The organism is Thermicanus aegyptius DSM 12793, assembly GCF_000510645.1.
Lineage (GTDB): Bacteria > Bacillota > Bacilli > Thermicanales > Thermicanaceae > Thermicanus > Thermicanus aegyptius.
Genome location: NZ_KI783301.1, coordinates 3332310 through 3349157, shown reverse-complemented (window position 1 = coordinate 3349157; position 16848 = coordinate 3332310). Strand labels below are relative to the sequence as shown.

Here is a 16848-nt window from a genome sequence, read left to right as displayed (position 1 = left end):
GACAAGGGAGTGAGCTCGCCAATCGCATTTTTTTAGTAAAACGGGCAATCGTATGAGATAAAAGGTTCTTCATAAAAGCATCATAAAAATAGACACTCCTTTTTGGAGCGTGCTATAATGGATGCGCGAATAAGGATTGGTCGACTCCCGAAATAATAAAAAGGGGGAATGGCATTGGCACCAGACTACGTGAACAATTATCTTATCATCCTCATCTTTATCGGCCTGGGAATTCTTCTTCCGGTGGCAGCCCTCACATTAGGCCGTTTTCTGCGGCCCAACAACCCCACGGAAGAGAAACGGAAGACCTATGAAAGCGGGAATGAAGCGATTGGCGAAAGCTGGGTCCGATTTAAGGTAAAATATTATATCTTTGCCCTCCTCTTCGTCATCTTTGACGTGGAGACGATCTTCCTTTATCCTTGGGCCGTGGCTTTTGACCAACTGGGCCTTTTTGCTTTCTTTGAAATGCTTCTCTTTGTCTTTCTTCTTTTTATTGGTCTCATCTATGCTTGGCGGAAGAAGGTGTTGGAATGGAAATAACCGCCCTTGGTTTGGAGAATGTAAAACCGGAGGAATGGGAAGAAATCAACCGGAACGTTTTCTTCACCACCCTTGAACAAATAAAAGCATGGGCCCGCAGCAACTCGATTTGGCCCCTCACCTTTGGCCTTGCCTGTTGCGCCATCGAAATGATGGGAACCGGGGGATCCCATTTTGATACCGACCGCTTCGGAGTCTTCTTTCGGAACTCGCCCAGGCAGTCCGACTGCATGATTGTGGCGGGGACGGTGACGAAGAAGATGGCGCCTCTCCTGCGCCGCCTTTATGATCAAATGGCCGAGCCGAAATGGGTGATCGCCATGGGCTCCTGCGCAACGGCCGGTGGGCCATATATAAAATCCTATGCCGTCGTTAAAGGGGTGGACCAAATCGTACCTGTCGATGTATACATTCCAGGGTGCCCCCCCAGTCCGGTTGCCCTCATCTACGGAATCAATAAATTGCAGGAGAAGATTCGTTATGAGGCGAAGACGGGAAAGAAGGTGACTGCCCGTGGCTGATGATAAAGATCTGGAGTTAGCGAAGGCGAAGGCCGCCGCCGCGGCAAAAGCGAAGGCCGCCGCTGCGGCCAAGGCAAAGGCTGCCGCCGCAGCCAAGGCGAAAGCAGCCGCGGACGCCAAGGAAACGGTGGCCGAAGGTGGAGCCCCGGAAGCACAGGCGGAGTCGGCGGGAGCTGCCGACCCGGATGCGAAAGCGAAAGCCATTGCCGCAGCCAAGGCAAAGGCCGCCGCAGCCGCAGCCGCTAAAGCAAAAGCGGCAGGTGGAGAGCCTAAGCAGGATGCAACTGCGGACGAGACGGAGAAACCCTCCAAGAACCGCCCACTGTTAGAATTTATTGTGAAAAGAATCACAGAGAAAATCGACTCTTCACCGGTTGAGCAGGCTTTCATCAATTTCCATAGCAAAGAAGTACCCACCCTTTACATTAAAAAAGAGAAATGGCTCGAAACCGCCCGTTTGTTAAAAGAGGATCCGGAATTATCCTTTGATTATTTAAACGACCTTCATGGGATCGACTTCGAAACTCACATGGAAGTCTTTTACTCCCTCCAATCGATTGAGCATAAAACCCAGATCGCCGTTCATGTCAAAACGGAACGCGACGGGGGAAGAATTCCTTCGGTTACATCCATTTGGCCCGGGGCCAATTGGCAGGAGCGGGAAGTATACGACCTCTTCGGTCTTTCCTTTGAGGGTCACCCGGATCTAGTCCGGATTCTCCTCCCGGATCATTGGGTTGGGCATCCTCTCCGGAAAGATTATAAGCAATACGACGAGGAGGTATAAGGATTGATTCGCACCGAAGAGATGCTGTTAAACGTGGGACCCCAACACCCCAGCACCCATGGGGTTTTTCGCATGGTGGTAAAGGTAGATGGGGAAACCATTGTTGAAGCGCGCCCGGTCATCGGTTATCTCCACAGAGGGACCGAGAAGCTGGCAGAAAACCTGAATTATACCCAGATCATCCCCTATACGGACCGACTGGATTACCTCTCCTCCATGATTAATAATTACGTCCTCGTCCATGCCGTGGAGACATTCATGGGCATTGAGGTGCCGGAGAGGGCCGAGTACCTTCGGGTCATTATGATGGAATTGCAGCGCATCGCCAGCCACCTGGTTTGGTTCGGCACCTATTTATTGGATCTGGGGGCCTTGAGCCCGTTTCTCTACGCATTTCAAGAGCGGGAAAAGATCGTTTCACTTTTCAACGAGATCAGTGGGGCGCGCCTTACTTATAATTATATGCGGGTTGGCGGGGTGAAATGGGACATTCCCGACGAAGGATGGCTAACGCGCGTTCAGAAGTTTATCGACGAATTTAAGGGAAAATTAGAAGGGTACCACACCCTCGTAACCGGGAATGAAATTTTACAGGCTCGGTTGAAAGGGGTGGGGAAGTACGACAAGGAGACCGCCATTCAGTATTCCCTCACCGGAGTAAATCTTCGTTGTACGGGCGTAAACTATGATGTGAGAAAGGATAAGCCCTATTCGATCTATGATCGGTTCGACTTTGAGATTCCCACCAGTGAGGATGGCGATCTGTGGTCCAGGTATCTTCTCCGCATGGCGGAGATGGAACAGTCCAGGCGCATCGTGGAGCAGGCACTAAAACAATTTCCTAAAAGCGGGGAGATTATGGGGAAGGTTCCAAAGGTTATTCGCCCGCCGGAAGGGGAAACCTTCGTACAGGTAGAAGCCCCCCGGGGAGAAATCGGGGTTTATATTTACAGCAAAGGAAAGCCACAGCCCTATCGCCTTCATTTCCGGCGCCCCTCTTTTATTAACCTGCAAATCCTCCCCAAGCTGTTGGTCGGAGAAAACATTGCCAATATGGTGGCGATCCTCGGAGGAATTGATATCGTACTCGGGGAGGTGGACGGATAAATGGATTTCTTTCTTAACCAAGAATTAAACCTGATCAATTTCCTCGTCTTTTTTCTTTCGGCCTTAGCTCTTCTTTTTATCGTTCTTTTCTTTGTGATGTACGCCATATATGGCCAGAGAAAGATTCTCGGATGGATGCAAGGGCGGATCGGTCCAAACCGGGTGGGACCTTACGGATTGTTCCAAACCGCAGCGGACGTTTTAAAACTTCTGTTGAAGGAAGATGTGATACCGGCGAAGGCAGACCGTTCCCTATTCCTGATCGCGCCAATCGTCGCCTTTGCCCCTGCCTTTGCCGTTCTTGCCGTGATGCCGTTTACCGATCGCATTCACTTTGCTGACATTGGGGTCGGTCTTCTCTATTACATCGGGATCTCCTCCATTTCCACGATCGGGGTTTTGATGGGAGGATGGGCTTCCAATAATAAATGGGCCTTGATCGGCGCCATGCGGGCGGTCGCCCAGATGATCAGCTACGAACTGCCCCTCGTCATCGCCGCCTTAGGGGTGGTGTTGATGGCCGGAAGCATCAATCTGATCGACATTGTCCATGCGCAACAAAACATGTGGAACATCATCCCCCAATTTCTTGGATTTGTCGTTTTCTTCATCGCCTCCATTTCGGAGCTCAACCGCACCCCCTTCGATCTGACCGAAGCGGAATCTGAGCTCATTGCCGGGTACCAGACCGAGTACAGTGGTTTTCGTTTTGCCTTCTTTATGTTGGCGGAATATACTTATCTCTTTGCCATGGGAGCGCTTGTCACCGTTTTATATCTTGGCGGATGGTATCCTCCTCTCCCCATTCTTGGCTTTATCCCAGGATGGATCTGGTTTTTGGTAAAACTTCTTCTCTATGTCTTTATGCCTTTCTGGTTCCAGGCGACCTTCCCCCGGGTACGGGTCGATCAATTGATGGAGTTTGCCTGGAAGGTACTCTTGCCGCTTTCCCTCCTCAACATCGTACTAACCGCCTTCATAAAGGCGGTATTCTAAAAAGGGGTGAATTTCATGAAGGGGACAGGGCTCCTTAAAGGCTTAGGCTACACCTTTCAGGAAATGCTGAAGCCGAAAGTAACCACGAAGTATCCCGATGAGGAATACAAATTCCCCAATCGTTTTCGGGGTATCCAAAAATTTTATCCCGAAAAGTGCATCGTCTGCAATCAGTGTGCCATGATCTGCCCTACCGATTGCATCAGCCTGACGGGAAAGCCGAATCCGGACCCAACAAAAAAGGGAAAAGTGATCGATACCTATAACATCAATTTTGAAATCTGCATCCTGTGTGATCTCTGCACCGAGGTTTGCCCCACCGAAGCCATCATCATGACCAACAACTTTGAGCTGGCCGAATACAGCCGGGATGAATTGTTTAAAGACATGAAATGGTTGGATGCGAATGATAAGAATATCCGTGAGGTGAATAAACCATGAGCGGAGAATATGCGGCCTTCTTCATCCTCGCCTTCTTTGCGTTGAGCGGCGCCGTATTCATGCTCAGTTTCACCAAGGTGATCCACATGATCTTTGCCGTCGCTTTTAGCTTCTTAAGCATAGCCGGACTCTATGTGCTATTGTCCGCGGAGTTCGTGGCGGTGGTTCAGATCCTCGTTTACACAGGAGCCGTGACGATTTTAGCCGTCTTCGGCATTATGATGACCCGACATGATGCCGAAGAGGAAGGAAAGGGACGGAGGGGACAGAAGTTCTTCTCCTTTCTCGTTGTCCTCGCATTCCTTCTGGTTATGGCTTGGGGGATCCAAGGCGTAAACTGGGGCGAGCGGGTGACCCAGTTTGACAAAAACAATGTGCTGGAGATCGGACAAACCCTGTTCAATCAATATATGATACCGTTTGAGCTGGTTTCCGTCCTGCTCTTGGTTGCCCTTATCGGCGCGGTGATCATGGCGAAGGAGGATAAATCATGAGTGTTCCCCTCTCCACCTATCTTCTGCTGGCCCTCATGCTCTTTTCTTTAGGGCTCTATGGAGCTTTAACGAAGCGAAATGCGGTTTCCGTCCTGTTCAGCATCGAATTGATGTTAAACGCCGTTAACATTAACCTTGTAGCCTTCTCCAAATTTGGTATGAATCCGAATATTGTAGGGCAGATCTTTAGCCTCTTTACGATAACTGTTGCAGCTGCCGAGGTCGCCGTAGGATTAGCCATCCTCATCGCCTTATATCGAAACCGGGCGACCGTTCATGTGGACGAATACGATACGATGAAACGATAGGCAGGTGATCTCTTTGATGGAATTTACTTGGCTTATTCCGGTCTTTCCCCTTCTCTCCTTCCTTCTTTTGGCTGCTTTTGGCCGTCAGATGAAAGAGAAAGCCCATTATGTGGGGATCGGAGCATCCCTCCTCTCCTTTCTTCTCTCCCTTCTGGTTTTATTCGCGGAAATAAAGGGCGGAGAATATATACGGAACGACTTTCGCTGGATTAACATCGGCGGCAATCCCGTCACCTTCGGCTTTGAGGTAAATCCCCTAAATGCCATGATGCTGGGGGTGGTTTCCCTCGATAGCCTGCTCATCCATCTCTACTCGGTGGGTTACATGCATGGAGATGAACGATATCCTGTCTTTTACCAATACTTAGGTCTTTTCACTTTTGCGATGCTGGGTTTGGTCATCTCTCCTAATTTCCTACAGACCTACATATTTTGGGAATTAGTAGGGCTTGCCTCCTTCCTCCTGATCGGCTTCTACTACTATAAGCCGGAGGCAACGGCAGCTGCCAAGAAGGCTTTTATGATGACACGCATCGGGGATGTCGGTCTCTTCATCGCCATCATTCTTCTCTTCCTCTACACAGGAAGCTTTGATTATTCCATCATTTTTAACCAGGTATCGGCAGGGACCATTCCCCTCGGGAGTCTCACCTTGATCGCCATTCTCATTTTTATCGGTGCGGTGGGGAAATCGGGACAGTTCCCCCTCCATACCTGGTTGCCTGATGCCATGGAGGGCCCCACACCGGTCTCCGCCCTCATCCATGCCGCCACCATGGTGGCGGCCGGGGTTTATCTGGTCGCCGCCACCTATCCGATCTTTTCCACTTCAGAGACCGCCCTTTGGGTGGTGGCGATCATCGGCGGGTTTACCGCCATCTTTGCCGCTTCCATTGGCCTGACCCAGACGGACATAAAACGGGTGCTGGCCTACTCTACCGTGAGTCAATTGGGATACATGATGCTTGCTTTAGGGGTGGGGGGGTATGTGGCAGGGGTCTTTCATCTCTTTACCCATGCCTTTTTTAAAGCCCTTCTCTTCCTGGCCGCCGGAAGCATCATTCACGCTTTGAATACGAACGAAATCTATGAAATGGGGGGGCTGAGGAAGCGGATGCCCGTCACTTTCACCGTCTTCCTCATCGGCGCGCTGGCCCTCTCCGGGATCCCTCCTTTTGCCGGTTATTTTTCTAAAGAGATGGTCTTATCGGCCGCATATGAGAAAAATTTTCTCCTCTTTCTCATCGCTTTGGTCACCGTCTTCTTCACAGCGGTCTATATGTTCAAATTGGTTTTTGTCGCCTTTACCGGGGAACCGAGGCATACCTCAGAGGTTCACGAATCCCCCTGGGTGATGACCTTTCCCATGGTGATTTTAGCCGTTTTATCCACCGTTGCCGGCTGGATTAATACCCCGTGGTTTACTCCTTTTGGAGATTGGCTTCTTTCGAATACCGCACTAACGGGCATTCCGTCGGGTGAAGCCCATGAGGGCCCCCTCTGGGTTACCCTGGCCTCCATTTTGATCGCCCTTTTTGGAATCTACATGGCCTATCTCTTTTATCGGAAACATTTTGCCTGCCCCATCGTTACGGCTTTTCCCTTCCTTCATAAACTCTCTCGGAGGAAATTTTACGTGGATGAACTTTATGATTTTGTTTTTGTGAGGGGGTTAAAAGGGCTGGGTGTCCTCCTGGCATGGTTTGACCGCTTCATCGTCGGGGGGATGATCTCTTTGGTCATCCGGATCGTCGGCGGTATTGGCGCCCTTCACGCCAGAGTTCAGAACGGGCAGGTGCAGCTCTATGGTGCGATCGTCTTCTTTGGCCTTACCTTGCTTCTTTTAGCCTTTACTTTCTTTGCAAAGGGGGTTCTCGGATAAAATGCCCTATCTTCTTACCTCCATTCTGCTTTCTCCCCTGTTGGGCATTCTGATTCTCTCCTTCATCCCTAAGGAGAAAGGAGGCCTTTTGCAAAGGATCGGAATCTTGTCGGCCTTGCTTCCGCTCCTGCTAACCATTCTCCTCTTTGCAGGCTTTGATATCCATAGCGCGGAGAATCAGTTCACGGAAAATGCAGAGTGGTTTACCTTAACCTATCCGGTCGCCGATGCCGGCGGCCAACTTTCCTGGCAATCGCTCCCCATCCAGTACACCCTGGCGGTGGACGGAATCTCCATGCCCCTTCTTCTTATGACGGCAATCGTGGGATTTCTGGCGGCCGCCGCCTCCTACCAGGTTCGACGCAGAGTGAAGGAATATTTCCTCCTCTTCTTAGCGTTGGAGATTGGGATGTTTGGGGTTTTTATGGCCCAAAATCTCCTTCTCTTCTTCATCTTTTTTGAAGTAACCTTGGTAACCACATTCCTCTTGGTTGGAATTTGGGGATTTACCAACAGGGAAAAAGCGGCCAATTCTTTCCTTCTTTATAATGGGCTGGGTTCCCTCATCATGTTGGTCGCTTTTCTCCTCCTCTTTAATCAACTCTATACCTTTGACATGCCGACAATCCGGGACCATCTGGCGGGAACGACGATGAACGAAGGATTGAGGGCGGGCCTGTTCTTTGCCATCCTTGTCGCCTTCGGCATCAAGCTGCCCATCTTTCCCTTTCATTCCTGGATGCTTAAGGTCCATGTGGAGGCACCCGTACCGATCGTCATGATTCACTCCGGGGTCCTCCTTAAGATGGGGGCGTACGGACTGCTTCGCTTCGGCATCGGTTTTTTCCCGGATTTGGCGCCACGCTTCGCTTGGGTGCTCGCTTTATTAGGTCTGGTCAATATTCTTTACGGAGCGATTATCGCCTTTGTACAGCGCGATTTAAAACGGATGATGGCCTTCTCCAGCATCAGCCATATGGGTGTTGTTCTTTTCGGGCTGGCTGCCTTAAATGCTGAAGGGATACAAGGGTCGATCTTCCAAATGATCTCCCATGGATTTATCTCTGCCCTCCTCTTCTTTATGATCGGGGTGATCTATGAACGGACAGGTACTTCCAACATCGACGAATTGGGGGGGCTCGCCCGCTCCATGCCGTTTGCCGGCGGGGTATTTCTCACTGCGGCCATGGCCTCTTTGGGTCTTCCCCTCCTCTCCGGGTTTATCAGCGAATTTCAAGCCTTTTTGGGCCTATTCCTGAGCGATCTGAAGGCATATGCTGCGGTCGGCACCTTGGGCCTTATTTTAACCGCCGCGTATATGCTGCGAACCGTTCTTCGGACCACCTTTGGCCCCATCCCGGAAAGATGGAAAGGACTAAACGATGTGGAAACGAAGGAGCTTATTCCCATCGCTGCCCTGTTAGCCCTTATCCTTCTGATCGGGATTTATCCGGCGGCTTTAAGCGATCCATTGCAAGCGACGATCACCGATTTTCTCGGCAGGATAGGAGGCTAGTACGATGAACATGGATTTTACCCAACTTCCCTGGTCGATCATGATGCCGGAAATCATCCTGCTCGGAACCATCCTGATTCTCCTTTTGGCTGAACTTACCCGTTACAGGGGGGAACGGGAAAAAGGCGATGTTCTCCTCCCCATCCTCTCCCTGCTGGGGCTTATGATTGCGATGTTTTCCCTCTGGACGCTGACGGGGAAGGTGGATCAGATATTAAATGACAGCTTCCGCCTAGATGGTTTTGCCCTTCTTTTCAAGTGGATCATCTTGGGTGGAACATTTCTTGTGGTCTTGCTTTCCATGCAGGATGGAAATGGGGAGGACGCAAAGAGCAGAGGGGAATATTATATCCTTCTCTTGACGGCAGCCCTTGGAGGCATGTTTATGGCATCCTCCGGGGACTTGATTACGCTCTTTGTCGGATTGGAGCTTCTCTCCGTTTCGTCCTACATCATGGTGGGCTTAAGGAAGAGAAACATTCAATCCAATGAGGCTTCTTTTAAATATGTGGTAAACGGCGGCATCGCCACGGCTACATTTCTCTTTGGAGCCTCTTACCTCTACGGGCTTAGCGGAACAACCAATCTCTTTCAGATGGCTCAACAATTCGCCCAACCTGGTTTCATGAATTCCTTCGGGACGCTGGTTTATGCCGCTTTCTTCTTTGTGGTCGTGGGCCTCTCCTTCAAGATCTCCACCGTTCCCTTTCATATGTGGGCACCCGATGTTTATCAAGGTGCACCGACAACGGTGACCGCCTTTCTTTCCGTCGTCTCCAAAGCGGCCGGCTTCGCCATGCTGATCCGCATTTTCTTCACATCCTTTGCATGGGTGAGCTATCAAGGAGGCGGAACTACCCGGGTCATTCTTCACGATGCGGCCATTTACCTGGCGATCCTCTCCGCTTTATCCATGATTCTCGGAAACATTATGGCCCTAAGGCAGATCAACGTGAAGCGGATGATGGCTTACTCCGCCATCGCCCATGCAGGCTATATCCTTGTCCCCTTTGCGGCCTATAACAATTTGATGATCGACCAGGTCATCTTTTACCTTTTCGCCTATCTCTTTACGAACCTGGGGGTATTTGCTTTGATTGACGGGGTAACCCGGGAGAGAGGAACGGAAGAGATTCGAGCTTTTGCCGGACTCTACCACCGCTCTCCATTCACAGCCTTGGCGATGACGATTCTTCTCCTCTCCCTGGCCGGTTTCCCGATCACCGCAGGCTTCTCCGGGAAGCTCTATATCCTCCTCGGTGCCATCCAGAATGGGAACCTTTGGCTTGCCTCCATTCTCATCGTGACCAGCGTCATCGCTTACTACTACTACTTTGGGATCATCCGGCAGATGTACATGCGGCCGGGACAGACGGAGGCGCCTCTTCGCCTTCCCACAGCCGTGCTGGCTGTGATGACGATCGGGCTCATCGGCACACTGATCGGCGGATTTTTCCCGGGGCAAGTCCTTCAATGGATCCAGGATCCATTTAGCTCCAACAGTTTATTTCAAATCTTCGACGGGAAATTTTAATGTAGAGGCACGACTGCAGCGGGGATCCCTCTTCCGGGGATCCTCTTTTTTATTAAACGCGCTTCCCCCTTTTATCTTAGGACAAGTTCTCGTATAATGGAATTTGTTCGGGCTATCTCATCAGGAAGGGGGAATTGCTATTGGATACGACTTCCGTTGCCGTCGCCGGGGTTATACAAATTATTTTATCCATCTTGTTTATTGCCCTTTCATGGTGGGCATTACAAGGGGTCCGATGGGATATCTTTCTCCTTAAACCGAATAGTCCCCAGGCAAAAATTTTGGTCCTCCTTCTCTCCATCCTGATCGGGGCTCAGGTTGCGCTTTTTTTCAGCAACTACTTTAATTGGTCCTCCTGGATTAAGTTCCTTTTTTGATCGGCCCCTGCAAAAATGTTCCTAACGCCCGCTTTTTCTCCCTTTTTTTCCTGGGCATATTGGGTATGAAGAGGGGGGAGTTCGGGATGATTTGGGGACGAGCGCTCAAGAAAATCGAGGGAATCATTCTTGGGCTGGGGCTCCTTTTCTTCATTTGGGGTCTTGATTTTTTCCGGGGAGAAGCCTTGGCCGATGATGGCATGCGTATCCCTTCCCAAAATCGGGATATGAGCCGTACTTTCTTGTTGATGGCCATCAAGAAGGAACTAAATGCAGATGAGGTACATACATTATGGGAGGGTGTCGAGGAATATCCATCCCTCCCGATGCATGAGCTTCGCAACGAATGGTTAAAGGTTCTGAGCCTCTTTCCCGGCGGGGCTCTCGAAGGAGTCCCGTTATCTTGGAAAGAGGTCATTTACCCAATTCCCATGCGGTATGGGGTGAAAGGCCTGGTTCGATTTCATCTTCTTCCCGCTGAAAGGGACGAATATGCGGCTGCTTTGATTGTAAAACTAGAAGCAAACGAACCGATGGACGGAAACGCCTGGAAATCTGTCCAAGAAAAACGGAATACCCTAGGGAACCTAGGACGTCGCCCTTATATTTATACATGTATAAAAGGGGTAGGAGACGGTACGCCAAGTACGCTTCTGTCTAAACCGCTTCCTCTCGTCGAAGAGAGAATGCCGGGAACATGGGGAGAGTATTGCCAGGATCGACGCAGTTGGTCTGCCAGGTTCTCCGGAAAGGAATCTCTTCAGGTACTCTTTCATGAGAGAGGGGAGAATAGGACGGAAGTGATTCTCGGCACCCCATACATCATCACGGAATTTTAACGTAGTTTGGCAAGTTAGGGGGAGAAGGGTTTGGAACGACTCATCATTCACGGCGGTAAACCGCTTTATGGGACGATCAGGGTCCACGGAGCAAAGAATGCAGTACTTCCCATCATGGCTGCCTCCCTTCTGGCAGAAGAAGGGGTGTCTATGTTAGATGAAGTTCCCTATTTGCAAGATGTGAAAACCATGAAGGAAGTCCTTCTTTCCCTGGGAGTGAAAATTGAAGAAGGGGATCGATGGGTTCTCGACAGCCGGGAACTTACTTCCGTAGAGGCCCCTTATGAGTTGATCGGACAAATGCGTGCTTCCTTTTTGGTCATGGGTCCCCTTCTTGCCCGCATGGGAAAGGTTAAATTATCTTTTCCCGGGGGGTGTGCAATCGGGAATCGCCCCATCGACCAACATCTCAAAGGATTTGAAGCTTTAGGAGCAAAGATTCGATATGAGCAAGGCTACATCGAAGCCGAGTGCCCGAAACTGATCGGCACATCGATCTACCTTGACATTCCCAGTGTAGGAGCTACAGAAAACATCATGATGGCGGCGTGCCTGGCACGCGGGGAGACGGTGATCGAAAATGCGGCCGAAGAACCGGAAATCACCGATTTAGCCAACTTCCTGAACGGAATGGGGGCCAAGATCCGAGGGGCGGGAACCGATACGATTCGCATTGAGGGAGTTTCCCATCTACACGGAACGGTTCATACCGTCATCCCGGATCGGATCGAAGCCGGCACCTATATGGTTGCTTTTGCCATCACAGAGGGAGAAGGATTTATTGAGGGGGTAATCGCCGCTCATCTCACTCCGGTGATCGCAAAACTGCGGGAGATGGGCGTATACGTTTCCGAAGAGGAACGGGGAATCCATGTGGTGGGGACTCAGAAGCTGAAACCTGTAGACATTAAAACGCTCCCCTATCCAGGTTTTCCTACCGACATGCAGGCCCAGTTTATGGCTCTTTTAACGAAAGCGGCCGGTACCTCTGTTTTAACGGAGACCATTTTTGAAAATCGCTTTATGCACGTTCCGGAATTGGTTCGCATGGGGGCGAAGATTCGCACCGATGGAAGGACCGCGATTGTCGAAAAAAGCGAACTGGTTGGGGCAATGGTTCAGGCAACCGATCTTCGGGCCGGCGCTGCCCTCATTTTAGCGGGTTTGGCTGCCACAGGAACGACGGAGATCGGCCAACTTCATCACATTGATCGGGGTTATGTAAGCATCGAATCCACCTTAAAGTCCTTAGGTGCTGAGATCGAGCGAAAGTCCTGGAGCGAACCGGAAGGGGATGGAAGTCCACAGAGGGGCCACCACCTCTTTATTCCTGCACCATCAATCGCCAGGGCTACCTTAAAGTAAATTATCCGGCACTTTTCTATGATTCGTCATGATCGATTGGCTTCGTTGATGTCAGGTCAGGACCACTTTCCTAAGGAGAGTGGTTTTTTTATGGACCCCGTGACTTTTCGCCTACTTCTTAAGGATGGAACAACCATTGTACAATCATTTATGCAAGAATGTTTAATATAATAATACTATTGAGAAAAATTAGCTAATTATATTACAATTTAGTATGAAAGCGGAATATTCGAATTTCGAACTTCAATCGAGTCATTCCGCTAACATCTTAAAAAGGAGGAGAAAAGAGTGAAATCTTTGAAGGGGATCCTTGCTTTTCTGTTGGCGATCGCGCTTATTTCTTTACCGGTATCCTCCGCATTGGCTCAGAATGGGGAGAGGGCCGTAAAAAAAGAGAGTCCCTCCGTTGGTGAAAAGAGGGAGAGTTTGGCAGACCAAAATCGGAATAAGCTCTCTGATTCCCTCGATGCAAAGCTTCAGGTTTCCGGCGAAGAAGAATCTCTTCCTGTCATCGTTCTATTTAAGGATGACTCTTCATCACTGGAAAACTGGGAAAAGAATCTTGCAAAAGATAAGATAAGGCAAAAATATACCCATATTCCAGGTTTCGCAGCGAATCTGACCAAGAAGGAGATTGAGAGTTTGCAAAACGCTCCGGAGGTGGTGCGAATTGATTATGACGAGACCGTTTATGCATTGCTAGGGAGCGCCAACGACTCATTCGGTATCTCCAAGGCCAGAACGGATTTTGGTGTCGACGGGAACCGGGATGGCTTGAGTACCTATTCGAAGGATGATATTGTGATCGCCGTCATTGATACCGGAATCGACACAAACCATGTGGATCTGAATGGGGGCAAGGTGATCGGTTGGAAAGATTTTGTTTCCGGGAAGACTTCTCCCTACGATGACAACGGGCATGGGACCCATGTTGCCAGCATCGCAGCCGGAGAGGGAGAGGCCAATTCTAGCTATAAAGGAGTAGCCCCAGGTGCAGCTTTAGTAGGACTGAAAGTATTGGACCGCAACGGAAGCGGCACCATGAGCAATGTGACAGCGGCCATTGACTGGGCGATCAGCAATAAAGCGGCTTACGGCATTGAAGTTTTAAACCTCTCCCTTGGAACGAGCGGCAGTTCGGATGGAACGGATACCACCTCATTGGCGGTGAACCGTGCAGTAGATGCAGGGCTTACCGTCGTAGTGGCAGCCGGAAATTCCGGGCCTTCCCAATACACCGTCGGTTCCCCCGGAGCAGCGGAGAAAGCTATTACGGTAGCCGCCATGGGAGATCTAGGAGAAAATGGATTTTATTTGGCCGGATTTTCCAGCAGGGGTTATACCGCCGATGGGCGGGTAAAACCGGATATTGCTGCGCCTGGAGTAAATATTACGGCGGCAAAAGCGGGAACAACCAACGGTTATGTCACCTATAGCGGTACCAGCATGGCGACCCCCTTTACCGCAGGAACGGTTGCCCTGATGTTGGACGCGAACCCTTCCCTTACACCGGTAAGTATAAAAAACTTGTTAGGTAGTACGGCCATCGACTGGGGTCCTTCCGGAAAAGATATTGATTATGGATTCGGAAGGCTGGATGGGTACCAGGCGATCGCCCAGGCAGGTGGGTGGAGTGGAACAGGACCCGCAGTACCCAATCACCTGTACCAGAGCGGCAGTTTAGCGAGTAGCGGCAAATCCATCACATATGCCATGAACGTTACATCTACCTCTTTCCCCATAGCCGTCACATTAATTCTGGGAGGCAGTCAAGATTTTGATCTTTATCTGTATGACCCAAGCGGGGCCTTGGTAGGCAGATCTGAAGGAACGACGCGCCAAGAGACGATTGCCTTTACTCCGTCTAAGACAGGGAATTACACCATTGAAGTTTATTCCTACTCGGGCAGCGGAACCTTTTTCTTTGATGCAAGCTATAAATAGATACGCGAAATCGATAAAAGGAAAGACACCATTCTTATATAGAGCGATGAGGCTCCGCAAACAGCGGAGCTTTTTTGTTTGAATCGAGTAAAACTTCTCCGTTCTATTTTTCTGCGAAATCCATATAAATAGGAATAGAGTTCCACAAAGCTTGTCCGAAAGGGAGGGTCATGTTGTATTTTGAGCGGTATTTCACCAAACGGACCTACATCGGCTTCTTGTTCCTTCTATTTTCTGTAAGCTCTCTCACCGCCCTGATCTTCGCAGGTTCATCCCTTAGAGTAAGTAATGCTTTCCCAAGGGAAGAAGCGGCCGTTCCGGCAACTTCGTCGTTAGCAAATGGAGATCTTCATAACCTATCCATTGAGGTCCCGGTCTATCGAGTGGGTAAGAAAGTGGTGGAGAAGCTCCCTTTGGAAGAATATCTCATCGGCGTTGTGGCAGGGGAGATGCCTGCAGAATTTCCATTGGAAGCTTTAAAAGCGCAGGCCATCACCGCCAGGACCTACCTGATTCGCCGCATTGTAGATCGAGACTTTGCCGACGTTCCGGGAGGAGCTTTCGTGAAAGACAGCATCGATCATCAGGTTTACTTAGGGACGGAGGAGCTTAAGAAAGCCTGGGGAAAGGACTACGAGTGGAAAACGGACAAGATCCGAAAAGCGGTCTATGAAACGGAGGGGCTTGTCCTAACCTACGATGGGCGTCCCATCACCGCCACCTTTTTCTCCACCAGCAACGGCCGAACTGAAAATGCAGAAGAATACTGGAGTGAACCTTATCCCTATCTGAAGAGCGTTCCTTCCCCCTGGGATGAAAAATCTCCGGAATTCGCTCAAACGACCCGTCTCCCCTTGAAAGAAGTGTCGGCTAAACTCGGCATTACCATTGCAGGTCCTGCAGAAGATTGGTCCGGTGTCTTAAAGTGGACCACCGGAGGACAAATCGCTTCCATTCGCATCGGAGGAAAAATGTTCACCGGCAGAGAGGTACGGGAACGGCTAAAGCTCCCTTCCGCCACTTTTTGGTGGGAAGTGAATGGAGACGACCTTGTGATCAAGACAAAAGGCTATGGCCATGGCGTAGGAATGAGCCAGTGGGGGGCAAGCGGCATGGCAAAAGAGGGAAAGAAAGCGGAGGAGATTCTCACCTACTACTATAAAGGCGTAAGTTTGGAAGATTATAGGAACTGGATTGCCGAAAAATAAACTGCCCACCATCTATTTCTGGAGGTAGGGATTCTGATCCAAAAGAAGGGGGCTGTTTCGCATTTGGCGCATACGGGAAAAAAGGAAAGGGGAATAAGATGAAAAAATTATGGGAAAATAAGGACTTCAAGGTATAGTTTCAGGAAAAAATGTCCATGATGATTCCTGAGGTGATGAATCACATGGATAAAGAAAAAGAAGCAACAACCGCCAAAGAAGTGGCGTCACAAGAAGAGAAGAAGGATCTCCGCCGGTCAAATCCGACAGGCCTGCCGAAATCCTGGAAGCGATTTTTAAGCAAGAAATGGGTTTTCCCGGCCGTTTACCTAGGCACTCTCGCGCTCATCCTCGCCCTTATTTTCTGGTATCCGTCTTCGACACAACCTACCCTGGATAAGGATGGGGCGTTGCCGGATCTCGTTAACAACACCGACCAGGGCTTGGCCGGCAAAGGAGAAGAGAGCATGCCTGTAGCAACCCCTGAGGAGCATCTTGCTTGGCCGGTGAGGGAAGGGCTTCAATTTAGCATCGCCCGTACATTCTACGATGACCAAGCCGGCGATGAACAAAAAGCCCAGGCGGTTGTTCACTATGCGGGCGGCTACTATCCCAATACAGGCATTGACATTACCGCCAATGGAGAAAGTTTTGATGTCATCGCGGCAGGAAGCGGTGACGTGATCCGGGCCGAGAAGGATCCGGCGGTGGGAAACGTGATCTGGATCCAGCATGGGAACAACCGGGTTACCGTCTATGAGAGCTTGGACGAACTCAAGGTAAAAAAGGGAGACAAAGTAAAGCAGGGAGATCTGTTGGGCAAGGCAGGCAGGAACAACTTCGGGAAAGATCTGGGTGTTCACCTCCACTTTGAGGTGCGGGATCAGGATACGCCGTTAAATCCCATCGCGATCCTGCCGGAAATGAAATAAGGAAACGGAACAAAGCCGGGAACAAAGAAGGCGGCGCCGCAGGGCCCCCCTTCTTTT

17 protein-coding genes are annotated in these 16848 nt (G+C 50.2%); all 17 read left to right on the top strand.

Annotation, left to right across the window (positions count from 1 at the left end; all coding sequences use genetic code 11):
* The first annotated feature begins 174 nt into the window (after positions 1-174).
* Positions 175-543, top strand: a complete 369-nt coding sequence (locus THEAE_RS0117770; protein ID WP_005584894.1) for an NADH-quinone oxidoreductase subunit A — start codon at positions 175-177, stop codon at positions 541-543.
* Positions 534-1064 (top strand): NuoB/complex I 20 kDa subunit family protein, encoded by a 531-nt coding sequence (locus THEAE_RS0117765; RefSeq protein ID WP_005584893.1) that lies wholly within the window; start codon positions 534-536, stop codon positions 1062-1064. The genes THEAE_RS0117770 and THEAE_RS0117765 overlap by 10 nt, the downstream gene beginning before the upstream one ends.
* Complete coding sequence (locus tag THEAE_RS23750) at positions 1057-1851, top strand: NADH-quinone oxidoreductase subunit C (RefSeq protein WP_052330146.1); 795 nt, start codon at positions 1057-1059, stop codon at positions 1849-1851. The genes THEAE_RS0117765 and THEAE_RS23750 overlap by 8 nt, the downstream gene beginning before the upstream one ends.
* Before the next feature lie 3 nt (positions 1852-1854).
* On the top strand, positions 1855-2958 hold the full coding sequence (locus THEAE_RS0117755) for an NADH-quinone oxidoreductase subunit D (protein ID WP_028988355.1): 1104 nt from the start codon (positions 1855-1857) through the stop codon (positions 2956-2958).
* Complete coding sequence (nuoH, locus tag THEAE_RS0117750) at positions 2959-3954, top strand: NADH-quinone oxidoreductase subunit NuoH (protein ID WP_028988354.1); 996 nt, start codon at positions 2959-2961, stop codon at positions 3952-3954.
* A gap of 15 nt (positions 3955-3969) precedes the next feature.
* Positions 3970-4395, top strand: a complete 426-nt coding sequence (gene nuoI, locus THEAE_RS0117745) for an NADH-quinone oxidoreductase subunit NuoI (RefSeq protein ID WP_005584863.1) — start codon at positions 3970-3972, stop codon at positions 4393-4395.
* On the top strand, positions 4392-4889 hold the full coding sequence (locus THEAE_RS0117740) for an NADH-quinone oxidoreductase subunit J (RefSeq protein ID WP_028988353.1): 498 nt from the start codon (positions 4392-4394) through the stop codon (positions 4887-4889). Before nuoI ends, THEAE_RS0117740 begins: the two co-directional genes overlap by 4 nt.
* On the top strand, positions 4886-5197 hold the full coding sequence (gene nuoK, locus THEAE_RS0117735) for an NADH-quinone oxidoreductase subunit NuoK (RefSeq protein WP_028988352.1): 312 nt from the start codon (positions 4886-4888) through the stop codon (positions 5195-5197). The genes THEAE_RS0117740 and nuoK overlap by 4 nt, the downstream gene beginning before the upstream one ends.
* Positions 5198-5213: 16 nt before the next feature.
* Complete coding sequence (gene nuoL, locus THEAE_RS0117730) at positions 5214-7079, top strand: NADH-quinone oxidoreductase subunit L (protein ID WP_245605588.1); 1866 nt, start codon at positions 5214-5216, stop codon at positions 7077-7079.
* Position 7080: 1 nt separating this feature from the next.
* Entirely contained in the window at positions 7081-8595 is a 1515-nt protein-coding gene (locus THEAE_RS0117725; RefSeq protein ID WP_039944539.1) for a complex I subunit 4 family protein, read from the top strand.
* 4 nt (positions 8596-8599) lie between these two features.
* The gene (nuoN, locus tag THEAE_RS0117720; RefSeq protein WP_028988349.1) at positions 8600-10129 is read left to right on the top strand and encodes an NADH-quinone oxidoreductase subunit NuoN; all 1530 of its coding nucleotides are present in this window, start codon (positions 8600-8602) and stop codon (positions 10127-10129) included.
* Between the two features lie 140 nt (positions 10130-10269).
* Complete coding sequence (locus THEAE_RS0117715) at positions 10270-10506, top strand: DUF1146 family protein (protein ID WP_005585814.1); 237 nt, start codon at positions 10270-10272, stop codon at positions 10504-10506.
* Between the two features lie 86 nt (positions 10507-10592).
* Positions 10593-11345, top strand: a complete 753-nt coding sequence (locus THEAE_RS0117710; RefSeq protein ID WP_028988348.1) for a hypothetical protein — start codon at positions 10593-10595, stop codon at positions 11343-11345.
* Positions 11346-11375: 30 nt separating this feature from the next.
* The gene (gene murA / locus THEAE_RS0117705) at positions 11376-12710 is read left to right on the top strand and encodes a UDP-N-acetylglucosamine 1-carboxyvinyltransferase (protein ID WP_028988347.1); all 1335 of its coding nucleotides are present in this window, start codon (positions 11376-11378) and stop codon (positions 12708-12710) included.
* Between the two features lie 288 nt (positions 12711-12998).
* Positions 12999-14654, top strand: a complete 1656-nt coding sequence (locus THEAE_RS0117700) for a S8 family serine peptidase (RefSeq protein ID WP_028988346.1) — start codon at positions 12999-13001, stop codon at positions 14652-14654.
* Positions 14655-14827: 173 nt separating this feature from the next.
* Complete coding sequence (gene spoIID / locus THEAE_RS0117695; protein WP_028988345.1) at positions 14828-15862, top strand: stage II sporulation protein D; 1035 nt, start codon at positions 14828-14830, stop codon at positions 15860-15862.
* Between the two features lie 155 nt (positions 15863-16017).
* Entirely contained in the window at positions 16018-16791 is a 774-nt protein-coding gene (locus THEAE_RS21660) for a M23 family metallopeptidase (RefSeq protein WP_051430659.1), read from the top strand.
* Positions 16792-16848 lie beyond the last annotated feature (57 nt).

Bases quoted from the DNA above. Each gene is read 5' to 3' on its own strand.
- THEAE_RS21660 (WP_051430659.1), top strand. From the start codon at position 16,018: ATGATGATTCCTGAGGTGATGAATCACATGGATAAAGAAAAAGAAGCA.
- nuoI (WP_005584863.1), top strand. From the start codon at position 3,970: ATGAAGGGGACAGGGCTCCTTAAAGGCTTAGGCTACACCTTTCAGGAA.
- THEAE_RS0117710 (WP_028988348.1), top strand. From the start codon at position 10,593: ATGATTTGGGGACGAGCGCTCAAGAAAATCGAGGGAATCATTCTTGGG.
- THEAE_RS0117740 (WP_028988353.1), top strand. From the start codon at position 4,392: ATGAGCGGAGAATATGCGGCCTTCTTCATCCTCGCCTTCTTTGCGTTG.
- nuoK (WP_028988352.1), top strand. From the start codon at position 4,886: ATGAGTGTTCCCCTCTCCACCTATCTTCTGCTGGCCCTCATGCTCTTT.
- THEAE_RS0117725 (WP_039944539.1), top strand. From the start codon at position 7,081: ATGCCCTATCTTCTTACCTCCATTCTGCTTTCTCCCCTGTTGGGCATT.
- THEAE_RS0117765 (WP_005584893.1), top strand. From the start codon at position 534: ATGGAAATAACCGCCCTTGGTTTGGAGAATGTAAAACCGGAGGAATGG.
- nuoL (WP_245605588.1), top strand. From the start codon at position 5,214: ATGGAATTTACTTGGCTTATTCCGGTCTTTCCCCTTCTCTCCTTCCTT.
- nuoN (WP_028988349.1), top strand. From the start codon at position 8,600: ATGAACATGGATTTTACCCAACTTCCCTGGTCGATCATGATGCCGGAA.
- nuoH (WP_028988354.1), top strand. From the start codon at position 2,959: ATGGATTTCTTTCTTAACCAAGAATTAAACCTGATCAATTTCCTCGTC.